The sequence below is a fragment of the Thermodesulfobacteriota bacterium genome (assembly GCA_035559815.1).
GTDB lineage: Bacteria > Desulfobacterota_D > UBA1144 > Nemesobacterales > CSP1-2 > DATMAT01.
Genome location: DATMAT010000038.1, coordinates 1 through 13606, shown reverse-complemented (window position 1 = coordinate 13606; position 13606 = coordinate 1). Strand labels below are relative to the sequence as shown.

The window sequence follows — 13606 nt, the reverse complement described above, 5'->3', positions numbered from 1 at the left end:
TTAAATATTCTTCCTTTCAACCCTTTCATCTTTGGAGCAGCCAACTAATTGATGTTCACGTCCGAGGGCAGTGAATATATCGGAAATACTGGTGTACTTAACGCGTGGACGCCCCTCTGCCTCCCCACGTGCTACTTCTAGCGCATCAATGCTTAGCCAGTCCTTATAGGTGACGTAATTGGGTTGGCGCTCACTAATGAGATTTTCCACGCTGTTTGCTTCGGGGTGGGGCGGGTTAAGAATGTTGCCACATAGGGCGTCTTCGAGAATACAATCTACAGTCTCGGCGGAGTCAGTTTTGTTTGTCCCGATTACTCCAGTGGGGCCGCGCTTAACCCAGCCAGTAGCATAAAGACCGAGGAGGGGTCTTTGGGTTTCAGGGTCGATAACACGCCCTCTTTGGTTAAACACGACTCCCCATTTTTCGTCAAAGGGTACATTTGGCAGGGGAATCCCATTGTACCCAATCGAGCGGAAGACGAGGCCAACCGGCAATTTTTCAAAACGACCTGTCGGACGGGATTTGAGACTGCCATTCTCATCGGAATAGAGTTCATTTTTTACCAGGCGAATAGCCGAAACACGGCCGGATTCGTCTCCGACCAGCTCTACAGGAGACACAAAAAATCGCAAATGAATCTTGCGAGATTTTTGAGTGGTCTTTCTGATAGCGTATCCCTGTAGAATCTCAATTTTTCTCATCGCTATCTGGTCATTGCTTTGTTCTAATGACAATCGAGTTATTTTGTCGAGCTCGACCTCATCCGGTAATGTGACTACATCCGCATCGGCAAGGTTGCCAAGTTCTTTGATTTCCGGATTCGTGAACGTTGCCTGAGCCGGGCCCCGTCGTCCGAGTATGTATACATCCCTGGCCCGACTCTTACTCAGGGATTCTAGGGCGTAGTCGGCGATGTCTGTCCGTCTTAACTCTTCCTGGGTAAGGCACAAAATGCGAGCTACATCTATCGCCACATTACCAACGCCTATAACTGCAACCTTTTCTTCAGAGAGGTCAAACTGAAGATGGCCATAGTCGGGATGGCCGTTGTACCAGGCTACGAATTCGGTAGCCGCGTGGCTGCCTTGTAGGTCCTCACCCGGTATGTTCATGCGCTTGTCTGTTTGTGCGCCTGTGGCAAATATAATCTGATGGTAATGCCTTTTCAGGTCTTCTAGCTGGATATGCTTGCCAAATTCGACGAAGCCGTAGAAACGGAACCGGGGATTGGCTGCAATTTTATCATAGACCCTGATAACCGATTTGATTTTTTGATGGTCTGGAGCCACGCCGGAGCGCACCAGGCCATGGGGCGTAGGCAATCGGTCGTACATATCCACTTCTACGACAAATTTGTTTTGTCTGAGAAGGTGGTCGGCGGCGTAAAAACCGGCCGGCCCAGAGCCAATGATGGCTATCCTTAATGGGTTTGTATTAGTAAAGAGATGTGTCATTAAAATCCTCCTTTCGTTTTGATATAACTTTTCAAGTGCACAAATAAAGGTAGTTCTGAGGTAGAGACGGCCCGCCGGGTCGTCTCTACAATAATGGTGGAATCCGGAGGCATCCCGTTACTACATAAGGACTAATCTCTAGAGCCATAGGGCTTATATCATTATCAAGCTTTGTTTATTAATGAGATGAAACAATTGCCATTTTGTTCAATCAGATTTTTCCCTACACTGTCGAGTTTCATCTTCCCTCACACTTCAGCCTATAGTTTTGGCCAGTTCTCTCACCTCATGAAGGCAGGTTCCGCAACTAACTCCAACTCTAAGATTCTCCTTGAGGCCTGCTAAATCCATCCCCTTCTTTATTCCGGCCAGGATTTCCTCCCTGGTTACACCAACGCAGGAGCAAAGGACTTTACCCCTAGACACAGGTCCATTTAAATTGCCAGAAAGGAGATTACTTCGAAAAGCGGATATGTCTGTTCTTTTTCGCGCTAACTCCAGAATCTCCTCAGCCGAGGACGTGTCCCTCAAGAAGAGTCCGCCGACAACCCGGTTATCACGGAGAATAATTTTTTTATAGACCAACTGTCCTTTATCCAGAAAGGTGAGTACATTCGACTCCTCGTCGTCGGCATTGAACTCGCCGAAAGACACGACGTCAAATCCCAACATACGGAATCGGTTACAACCTATAGTGCTTCGATAGCGGACGGTGGGGTCTCCGGCGAGGAGACGGCCTAGAACTTGAGCTTGCCGGGAGAGAATCTCCGGGTCATTGGATGTAATTCCACAAAACTCTGCAACCCTGCCCACGGCGTAAACATCGGGAGCACTTGTTTCTAACTTCTCTCCAACGACCACGCCTTTATTCACCAGGATACCCGCCTCGAAAGCCAGGTCTACGTTCGCCCTCTCTCTGGTTTCGATGAGTATGAGGTCTCCTTTCCTGTTCTCTCCATCGGCCAGTTGAATTCCGGCCGCACGTCCATTTCCCAGGACCGCCTCGACCTCTGCCCCGAGTGTCATACTTACGCCCCGCTTCCTGAGTTCGTAGAAGAGCAGTTCTGAAGCTATTCCATCCACCTGCTTTTCCAGTAGAACGGTGGATGGATTGATGAATTCGACGTTTAATCCCCGCGTCCTGAGCCAATCAACAGTTTCTAGCCCAAGTGGTCCTTCCCCAATAACGATGGCTCGTTCAATTACGTGGAGTTTTCCTATGTCCTTTCTTGCCTGGTCTAAACTTTCCAGGAATAAAACGCCCTGACGGGATAAGCCGGTTATGGGAGGAATGTAGGAACGATTTCCGAGAGCTAGGACCAGATTCTCGTATAAAACTCTGGAACCATCCTTCAAGACCAGGTAATGACCGTCTGTGTCAATGCTCACTGGCAGCTCTCTACGCAGCAAAATATTCTTTGGAAGATTGACGTCCACGGGGTAAGTATCCGAGAAAAGGATTGTTTCTGCGCTTTGATTAATCTCAATAAGGGTTTGTAGGGTCATGAGTCCTGCCGGGTCATTCCCTACGACTATGACTTTTCGCTTATCGACAAAGGTCTTCTTTCTAATCCTTGCGGCGCATGCCTTAAACTCGGGCTGTCTGGAAAAGGGGTCTAAAGCCTCGACCGTCATCAGGTTTGCTCGGGCGTTATCAGCTAGGAGCTTTCCCCAGTGGAAGGGCAAAAAGACAGTTCCTTCTTTAACGCCGTCCGTCACCTTAGCCTGGATGGTTGCCTCACCTCGACGAGACTCGACGACCACAAGGTCGCCGTCTTTTACACTCAACTTTAGTGAGTCATTGGGGTTTATTTCCAGGACGGGAGCTGGGTCGTGCAGCGTTAAACTCTCTACCTTTCCGGTCTTGGTCATGGTATGCCATTGATCTCTCAGTCGTCCAGTCGTGAGAACAAAGGGGAATTCCGAGTCCGGTGTCTCCGCCGGTGAGATATAATCAACAGGAATCAACCTGGCCTTTCCATTCTCTGTCGGAAATTTTCGGTTTGTGTATAGCCGAGGAGTGCCTGGGTGGTCCTCGTTGGGACAGGGCCACTGAATCGGGCCCTGTTTCTTGAGTCGCTCGTATGTAATCCCGGTGATATCCATATCTGTACCTCTGGTGAGCTGTTTGTATTCTTCGAAAACGTCCTCTGCCTTTTCGTAGGGAAAGAATCTGGATAGTCCCATCTTGTGGGCAAATCGGGTCATGATTTTCCAGTCCGGTAGTGCTTCACCCGGAGGGTCTATGGCTTTAGAAATGTGAGATATACGTCGCTCCGAGTTTGTCATAGTTCCTTCCTTCTCGCCGAATCCGGCCGCCGGCAGAAGAATGTCGGCAAAAAGCCCGGTGTCTGTAGGGCTATAAAGTTCCTGCACTACTACCAGTTTTGCCCGTTTCAAAGCTTCCTCAAATTTAGAACCGTTGGGCAGGGAGACGACCGGATTTGTGCAAATTATCCATACCGCTTTGATAGTCCCACGATGTATTGCATCAAAAAGCTCCACGGCGGTGAGTCCTTTTACCTCGGAAATTTCCCCACATTCCCACAGAGCGGAAACCTCTTGGCGATGTGATGGGTTTTCCATATAGCGATGACCAGGGAGCAGGTTGGCCAGGCCTCCCGTTTCCCTTCCTCCCATGGCGTTTGCTTGCCCGGTAAGAGAAAACGGCCCTGCACCGGGTCTGCCGATGTTTCCTGTAACCAGGGACAGGTTAATTACGGCGTTGTTCTTATCCGTTCCCTGACGGCTCTGGTTAAGACCCATGGCCCACAAGGTTAGAGCGGCATTGGCCTCTCCGTAAACCAATGCCGCTTCGCGGACCAGAGAGGGAGGTATTCCACATATTTGTGATACTATCTCAGACGGATACTTTTCAAAAGTTTTCTTTATCTCCTCGAACCCCTCGGTCTTGGAAGATATGAACTCTTCGTCTATGAGTCTTTCATTCATGAGAATATGGATCATACCGTTTATCAGGGCGACGTCGGTTCCAGGATTAAGAGGGATGTATAGATCGGCAATGCTCGCAGTTGGCGTTCTTCGCGGGTCCGCAACTATTATCTTTAGTTTATCTCCCTTAAGGGCTTTTGCTTCCGAGATCCTGGTGAATAGAACCGGATGGCAGTAAGCAGTGTTTGAACCGATTATGAATATGCAGTCTGAAAGGTCTATGTCCTCGTACGAACAGGGGGGTGCATCAATTCCAAAGGCCCGTCTATATCCCATCACCGCTGAGGACATGCAGAGACGTGAGTTTGAATCAAGGTTATTCACCTTTAGAAAGCCTTTCGTCAGTTTATTAACTACATAGTAGTCTTCGGTCATGAGCTGCCCCGAGATGTAAAAGGCAATGGAGCCCGGTCCGTAGCTATCGATGAATGAGTGAAAGGTCTCAACAATTCTGCCCAGTGCTCCATCCCAGGAGACGGGAAGAAAGGAATCTGATCGCGTTTTGCGCATGAGGGGTTGAGTCAACCTGTCTGGCGTGTGTATAGTTTTGTGGAGCGTTATGCCTTTTGTACAGAGTTTTCCCCTGTTTGCCGGATGATCAGGGTCTCCTTTTACGCTTAAAACTCTTCCCTTTCGGGTTTCAAGGATTACACCACACCCAACGCCGCAGTATGGACAAACCGAACGAACGCTCATGCTTTCACCTGTTTTTTAGCCACGAAGACACTAAGAAAAGATTTTAAATTTAGATTTTAAACTTTGTGTCTTTGTGCCTTTGTGGCTAATCTTTATACTTCCACTTCCATATCCCCCCTCGGTTCGGCCATGCAGATTAGGGCGTAGCCGCTGGCTATCTCCTCGGGTGTAATCCCCTCAACCTGACCTTGATGAAATTTGCCTTTTACTCTTAGTTTGCAAGTGCCGCAGCTTCCCTGCTGGCAACTGAAGGGTAGGGGAAGGCCTTCATCTAGTCCTTTTTGAAGTATTTTCTCATTCCGGCAAACCTTGATAGTGGTAGTCTTGCCGTTTAGCTTGAACCGTATGGTATATTCCTTTACAATTGAATCCGCTGGATCGATTTTAGATTTTTCAGCCAAACTAGCCCGATTTTGCACGGCTTCTGGCGTGTCCAATCGCTCACTTAGAAGCTTCGATAATTTTTCTGTGCCGACCCGCTCTACGAAAACCGCAAAGGACTCTTTTTCTTCTCTCATTCCTAGATAAAGATCGATTATCGTGTCGAGCGTCAGGTTGATTTCATCCGGGGCGATATTCGAGCGGACGACCGTACCAACCCTGGCGTCTCCGTTCATGTGGCCGCCCAGATAGAGAAAGTATTTTCCATTACTGCCGGAGAGTCCTATCTCCGCTACCTGATGCTGGGCGCAACTGTTTGGACATCCGGATATATGGATTCTTATCTTTCTCACTTCCTCGTCTTCCATGTATTTCTTTTCTGCTATATGCCTGATGAGCGTGTCGCCGGTTCCCTGCGAATCGGAGACTCCCCAGATGCAAAATGTCGTTCCCGAGCAGGCTTGAACATCCAGGATGGACCCCGCACCCTTAGGGCTAAGCCCAATCTCCCTGAGCGCTTTAAGAAGCTTGAGTAGTTTTTCCTTTTTCACCCATTGAAGCTCCAGGTTTTGCTGTTTTGTGACTATAAGCCTCCCATCTCCGTACTCTAAAGACAGACGGCATAGGGCCAGCGTTTGCTTGGATGTCAGTTCTCCAAGTGGAACTCGAACCACAACCCGGTAATAGCCCTTCTGTTGTTGTGGATAGATTCCCTCTTCTGATATAGACCCGTTATTTTTATTTTCTAAGTCGCAGGCATTTAGAACCTCGGATATCTCCAAGGGAATAGACCTATAACTGAACAGGCTTAGGAATTCCTCTTTGAAACGGTCGAATCCCCACTCATCGATCAAAACCTTAAGACGCGGGTTAGCGTTTCCTCTGACATATCCGTGCCTGGTGTAGATTTCTGTAATCGTTTGTACTGCGGGCAGGGCTTGTTCCGGGGTGACGAAGTCGAGCAGTTTGTGGGACAGGTGAGGTTTTGCTCCCAGGCTTCCTCCAACCCATATCTCAAAACCGGGAATCATTGCGCCCTGATATTTTCCCCACACCGCCACGAAAGCAATGTCGTTTAGTCGGGCGAAGGCGCGGCAGCTCCCGCACCCGGCAAAATATACATTTAGTCGGCGGGGGAGTTTCCTGTTCAAGAAGGGAGAGTTGTCTATCACGTAGTTGTGGACGATTTTAACCCAGGGTCGTACATCTATGATTTCGTCCTCGCATATTCCAGCCTGTTCACAAGCGGTGATGTTTCGGAAGGTGTGACCGCATGCGGAGCGGGTGGTGAGCCCAACATCCTTGAGAGCGTTATCAATCTTCTCCGAATTCTCGACCTGAGTCCAATGGAGCTCTATGTTGTGACGAGTTGTCAGGTGCACCCATCCTCCATATTCCTCGGCAAGGTGAGCGACCTGTTCCAATTGCGAGGCGGTTATTTCCCCTCCGGGTACTCTGATTCGTCGCATGAAATACCCCTCTTGCTTTTGGCTGCAGTACCCGTATGTCTTCAAGCGGTATAAGTCCTCTGGGGGAATTACCGAGAATCCCTCACGGCGGTATCGTTCGAAATCCACTTCCAGTCCCTCTGATTTGATTCTCGGGGTATCCATCTTGGTGAGCCACTTGTTTGCCCTGGCTCTTTGCCTGTCGTTGTCGGTTACGTAGTGTGGCGGAGGCTCTTCTGGGACTAGTGGAACGTCGCCGTTTATCTCTTCGACCGCAGTTTCTTCCTCTGATTTTACCGTAGAGACCACTCGCCGAGTCGTCTCTACATTAGTCTCTAAAGTATTTTCACCCCACAGAAGCGACTGCCTTCTACCCGAGACCTCGGTGCCTTCTTTAATGAGCTTAAAGAGCCGTCTATATTCTGTTACGTCTCCCATAAGGACGGCGCCGACAACCCGGTTATTCTGTAGAACAACCTTTTTGTAGAGTCCCAATTCCTGGTCTGAATATGCAACTTCATCAAAGCCTTCTCCGCCAAGAAAGTTTCCGATAGAAACTAGATTGATTCCGGCAACTTTGAGCACTGCGGACACAAGGGAGCCTTCGTAAGTGAGTTCTCCCTCGCCGGCAATGGAATCGGCGACAATCCGTGCCTGCTCTATTAAGGGGTCAAAGAGTCCGTAGGTTCTTCCCCGATGCTCGACGCATTCCCCAACCGCATAAATGTTCGAATTGCTTGTTTCAAGGTAGTCGTTTACTACAACTCCGCGATTTACCATTAAGCCTGCTTTCTTTCCTAGTTCTGCATTCGGTCGGATGCCGGTACATATGAGAACCAGGTCTGCATCCACGGTTTCTCCGTCCCGGAAACGGACTCCAGTTACGTTACCGTTTCCCAGAACCTCCTCAGTCACTCGTTCCATCAGAATCCTGATCCCCATTCGTTCAAGCTGTGCCTTGAGAAGAGATGCAGCGGTAAAATCGAGCTGCTGTTCCATTAGTCTGTCTAGAAGATGAACGACGGTAACCTCCATCCCATTGTCCTTGAGAGCCTTGGCTGCCTCAAGCCCTAGAAGCCCTCCTCCTATCACCACAGCACGCTTTTTGTAGCGCGCCATCTCCATCATTCCCCAGACATCCTCCACTGTCCTGTATACAAAAACGCCCTTTTTCTCGGTCCCTTGAATCGGAGGGATAGATGGCAGGCTGCCGGTTGCCAGAAGGAGTTTGTCATAGGGGGAGGAGAAGCCGTGGGATCTGGGGTATCCCCGATCCAGTCGGGGATCAAAGAGGGAGGATTTTAGGGAACCGCTTTCCGTATAGACTCGTCCCTTTCCCGCGTCAACCTCCGTGACCCGGGCTCCGGTATAGAGGCGAATTCCATTTTCTTCATACCATTTCCTGGGCTTGAGAGTGAGCTGTGTAAAACCTCGCTTGCCGGAGAGGACTTCGGAGAGGAGAATTCGGTTGTAACTGGGATATGGTTCGTCTCCGAAAACTACGATATCGAGATTTTTCTTTTTTTTTCTGAGGATTTCCTGGAGGGCAGTTAAGCCGGCCATTCCGTTTCCGACTATGACGACCCTCTCGGTATTTAAGCCCATCCGTATCTTCCTTACATGATTTTTGCCACGAAGACACTAAGACAGGAAGTAGTCTTTGGTCGCTAGTCTTTAGACTTCATCGTGAGCAGTTCGATAGACTCACTACAGGCTCAGTCGAATGATTTTTGTCGAAGGACTAATGACTAAAGACCGACGACTTATTTCTTCGTGCCTTTATGGTTAGATTGTGTTTAGGGCAAGTCTTATGCCAGAGAGGTTGACTAAACACGAAAAGAGGCCAATCGCTTTTATTTGAAGGGAAAATTCGTGTTGATCGGGGTTTATTGAATGGGAAGGGAAATTGCTGAGGAATTACATTTTTGTAAGAAATTCTACAAAAATGCTCTCAATCTTACATTAACGACAATGTTGGCCAAGATTTTGGCCTGAGCCCATTTCGGTATTTTACTCTATTTCTTTCTAGCGTCTCTCGTGAATGGATCATTGGTTCGGATAGGTCTATATTGTTTTCATTCATTTTGATCGTCATAGCTATCCAGAAAGACTTGCAGCTTGGCAAAGAGTCGGTCGAGTTCCTTTTGAAGTTTTAGGTTCTTTGTATGATTGGCCTCAAAAGCCACGTATCCTTGAATCTCTTCGATGTCGCCCAATGACAGGTCAGCTCTGACCCCTTTGCCTTCCACAACAGCTAATTTTGCAAAGTCTGGGTTATAATATATCTTGTCGCGAATGAGACGCCATTCGCGTTGGGTAAACTTGACTGGCAATTTAGTGCCGGGTGGTATTTTCTTTAATTTCATATTTTTTAACTAACAATCGCGGTAACCTGCCAACCACAGCAAGTGAAGCACCGCTGTTGGACGGTCGGGTTCATCGCGTATTAGGAGTGATGGTGCCTGATACTACAAGTTATCGTTTTTTTTCTGATTTTATAGCAAGGCTAGTTTAATGTCAAAACGCCGTGTATGTAACTTTTATCCGGACCGGGTAACACACCCCGTCCCTACGAGATACCCCTCCTTCGGCCAGGCTCAGGACAGGTCTGTAGAGGGGACACAGTTCGACTCTCTGAGTCACCCCTCTCCAGAAAAGACACACCCCGGCTCTTCGAGCCACCCCTCTATAGAGGGGATTTTTACAGCAAGTCTCCTCTAGACGGGGAACACACCACTTTAGTCCCCTCTTGAGAGGGGAATTAGGGGTGTGTATATGGGGTTCCAAAGCTCTGTTCATTTACTAAAATTAACCGTAGCTTGAGCGTAAAACCAATCGAGCTGGTCTTCTTTATCGAATACCGCATCTACTCCCTTTCCTCCAAAGAAGTGTGAATAGCCTATTTCTAGGGTCAGGAATCTGACCGGCTTGATACCCAGAGTAAGGTCAATTTCACCTCCAAGATTTTTTTCTATGTCTTTTCTTTCAACCGGCCTGTTGAAGACATATCCAAATGCTTGATTATTAAACGGTCCGGAGCCGCTAATCCAAAACTCATCGTCTGAAGCCAAGCGGAATAAGTGCCCGTCTACTGCAAAACTCACTTTCTCGTGTGGAGTGAGAATTAATTGGAGATAAGGATTAATCAGGTTCATGAAAGCAACCGCATCGGCGTACCCATACCATTTATGATTGGTAGGCACCATGTTGAAAAACGTACCGTTATCGGAATCATCCGGGTCACCATCCCCGGAGGCATAAGCAATTCCCGCCCTTATCCAAGGTTTCCACGGCGCGCTCATGAACTGATAACCCAGCTCGGCAATAAAAGCCAGCGCCTTCTGGTCTAGGTCTCCAAAATTCCCCAACTGGAACGCAAACCAGAGCATTAAATCCACCTGGCCGGGGCCAGTATTATAGGCCCCTACGACGCTTAACCCGGTGGTGTTAATCTCCAGGTCGTCACCGGCTAGATCTCTTGCCGGTGTGCGGTCGTCGAAATAGAAATAGTTGAAAACCCTGAACTGTGTATTGGGAACAACGATGTCCTGTTTTATGGTGAAGGAGCCCCCCAAGACCACTACGGTGTCGAGGTCTTTCCAGTATCCATCATCAAAATCATATCCACCAAAGGTAACGTTTGCTCCAAAGAGATTTAGGTCAAGATTTTTATTGGCATAGCCGGCAGTTCCTCCGTCAAACCTCCTGCCTATATTGACCCAATCCCAGTTGCCGATGAGTCTTTCTGAAAGCCTTGCTTTTATAACCCAGTCAATCTTTGGCTCTCCGTAAAGCACCTCAGCGCCTTCCAGGATTCCTATGCGTCCGCCTTTTAAATAAAAGCCGTGGATATCTTTCAGGTGTAAGTAGGCTTCTACGACCTGGAAATTTCCAGGGCCGGTGTCCTGGTCGCTTGCATTAAAGTACAAAGGGCCTGGTCCAAAGGCGCCGTTTTCCGGGAGGTTGAACGCCTTAACCCCCTGGCCCATCACATGAATCGTGAGGTTCTTCCAGATAATATCGATAAATCCTCGCGCCCTTATGAGAAAGAAATCATAAATTCTGTCTGTGTCTGCTCCCTCTCTTTCAAAGGTGCTCCAAAGCTCGTTTCTAAGCCTAATGTCTACTCCACCGCTCACTCTTATATCCGATCTCTCTAGGTCAAATGCCCTGCTTGGGGAGACATGAATAAAACAAAACAAGGTTAATAACACGGCAAAGCTGTAGGCTTTGTATAGGGATAACATAGACTTAAAATCCTCCTCTAAGAGATTTTACCGTGATAGTGCCCTGTAGATTGCCAAAAGGATTACCGCTGTATTGTCATTTCGACTCCTTCGCTATGCTGGATAAACTCCGGGAGAAATCTAAGAAAAAGATTCCTCGCATCCGCTCGGAATGACACCTTGTGTCAGATTCCTCACAAGCTCCCTCACATTCGTTCGGGACAAGGCTCGGAATGACAAGGATAATGAGGCCGTTTCTACCGCTTCTTCTGTCACTTCGACCCCGTGATATAATTTCATATCTAATGGGGAAGAAATCTTAATGATGAAATGTTGAAGATTCCTCATGTTCGTTCGGAATGACACTACACTTCTGTCAGATTTCTCATAAGCTTCCTCACATGAGTTTATTCCTTCGTTTCACTCAGGACAAGCTCTAAGTATGTTGAGGAATTCGGAATGACACTCTGAGCCATATTGCTCTTCGGTCGTAGCATTATTAGCTAGTTTGCTACCGCCCTTTGAGCCAAGGCTTGCTGTAGCGCCTCTTTCTCCTCTGCTACCACCTCTGGCGAGAATCTAACCAATAAGGCAAAACCGGAGGCGATGACGACTAGTATACCAAGATACATCAAACCTTGTTGCGTGCTCAAGCTCTCTGCCCTGAAGAGAAATCCTGCGGCAACCGCCCCGGCATTGCCACCAGCGCCTACGATACCGGCTACCGACCCCAAGGCTTTTTTATTCACGAATGGAACCACTCCGTAGGTTGCACCCTCGGACATCTGCACGAACAAACTGAACACGATCATAGAGGTGACGGCTGTAAAAAGTATGGACATTTGGGAGAAGACAATGAGCGCTAGGCCTTCCAGCAACAAAACGGCAAATAACAAGCTGACCCGACCCTTTAGCCCAAATTTAGCGGCAAAACGGTCTGAGTATACACCGCCCAGGGTTCGGGCAAAGATATTCATAAGGCCAAACAGACTGGCAATCAACCCGGCAGTCTCCAGGTCCAGGCTAAATTGGTCATAGTAGTAGAGGGCGGCAATGTTGTTAATGGTTAACTCCACCCCAAAGCAAGCGGCATAAACTACAAAAAGGGCCCAGACGCGGTAATCCTTGGCCGCAAGCATAAACGAACCATGTTGGCCATCATTGGCCGGTGGAAGCTCGCCTTTCTCACGCAATTCTTTGTAGTTGCCGTTTGGAGCATCCTGGGTAAGAAAGTAATATCCAATACCGGTAAGAAAGAGAAGGGCGCCGGGGACAACCATGGAGAGACGCCAACTCAAAAATTTGTCTATTCCCAGACTCAAGAAGGCTGCGAATATAAGCGGCATCACCATCTGAGTTACACCTCCTCCCAAATTGCCCCAACCCGCCGTAGTAGCATTAGCCGTACCGACACAGTTAGGAGCGAACATGACCGAGGTGTGATATTGAGTGATCACAAAGGAAGCGCCGATAGCACCTATGGCCAATCGGAATAACAAAAATGTTTCGTAGCTATTAGAAAGACCAATTCCCATAACCGGTAACGATCCGAGGATGAGAAGCCAGGTGTACGCCAGGCGAGGCCCTATACGGTCGCAAAGGCGGCCTATGATGAGACGAAAGAGAATGGTAATGGCTACTGATGCGATTATGGTGTTCCCAATCTGGGTTTTGGTGAGATGCAGGTCATCTCTGACAACGGCCATGAGTGGAGCGATACCAAACCAGCCGAAGAAACACAAGAAAAAGGCGAACCAAGTAACGTGAAAGGCGCGCATTTGAGGTGACTTAAAATCGAGCAACTGAATCCGGATGGCTTTATTCATGATTTCCATACATAAATCCTCCTTTAGAGTATTTCGGGCAAGTTGAGCAATTCTTATGCCGTTGTGGATAGCCGGGGTATGGATGATGTTAAAAAGCCTTATTTAAAGGGGCAAATCCGTAGAAATGTGACCTATTAAACAAGTAGGCAAATTTAGTAAGAAGCTACACTTTTGTAAGGGAGGCTACAAAATTGTATTCAAACTCACATAAAATAATCGAATATTTCTTATCGTAGGGTAAATGATCGAAGTATAATAGGGTCAGTTCTTGACCTTATACCTTTCTAACAATTTAAGCAGTTTTGAATCTCTCTTTATGCCCTTTTGAATCTCACCTTGTATCTTCGATATCCTTGACGGTGATACTCCAAATTCCTCCGCCACTCCCTTGAGGCTTAGATTAACCACCCTTCGCAAAAGATAAACCGCCGCCCTATATGCCCCCTGATCCATTCGTCCAACCAACTCCTCTACTGTTATGCCATATTCTCTCGAAACGGATTCAAGCACATCGGGTTTTGTTGGTCGTGAGGGAAAAGTCTGTGCCGATGGAACCTCTTCTAAATCCCTCTTCTCCACCAATCTCTCCATCCGCTCCAAAAATGCCCTGTTTCCCAACCAT

General features: G+C 48.1%; 7 protein-coding genes. All 7 read right to left on the bottom strand.

Annotation, left to right across the window (positions count from 1 at the left end; translation table 11 throughout):
• Window positions 1–1455 carry an FAD-dependent oxidoreductase gene (locus tag VNN20_10765; protein ID HWP92662.1) on the bottom strand — a complete coding sequence of 485 codons (1455 nt, stop codon included), beginning with the start codon at window positions 1453–1455 and terminating at the stop codon, window positions 1–3.
• Window positions 1456–1710: 255 nt separating this feature from the next.
• A complete protein-coding gene (locus VNN20_10760) occupies window positions 1711–5103 on the bottom strand; it encodes a molybdopterin-dependent oxidoreductase (GenBank protein HWP92661.1) in 3393 nt (1130 codons plus the stop codon).
• A 92-nt stretch (window positions 5104–5195) separates the two neighbouring features.
• Window positions 5196–8537 carry an FAD-dependent oxidoreductase gene (locus VNN20_10755; protein HWP92660.1) on the bottom strand — a complete coding sequence of 1114 codons (3342 nt, stop codon included), beginning with the start codon at window positions 8535–8537 and terminating at the stop codon, window positions 5196–5198.
• A gap of 470 nt (window positions 8538–9007) precedes the next feature.
• Window positions 9008–9298, bottom strand: a complete 291-nt coding sequence (locus VNN20_10750) for a hypothetical protein (protein HWP92659.1) — start codon at window positions 9296–9298, stop codon at window positions 9008–9010.
• Between the two features lie 429 nt (window positions 9299–9727).
• Window positions 9728–11179, bottom strand: a complete 1452-nt coding sequence (locus VNN20_10745; protein HWP92658.1) for an alginate export family protein — start codon at window positions 11177–11179, stop codon at window positions 9728–9730.
• Window positions 11180–11661: 482 nt separating this feature from the next.
• A complete protein-coding gene (locus VNN20_10740; protein HWP92657.1) occupies window positions 11662–12993 on the bottom strand; it encodes a NarK family nitrate/nitrite MFS transporter in 1332 nt (443 codons plus the stop codon).
• A 252-nt stretch (window positions 12994–13245) separates the two neighbouring features.
• A partial coding sequence (locus tag VNN20_10735) for a hypothetical protein (GenBank protein ID HWP92656.1) occupies window positions 13246–13606 on the bottom strand: 361 nt, incomplete at its 5' end.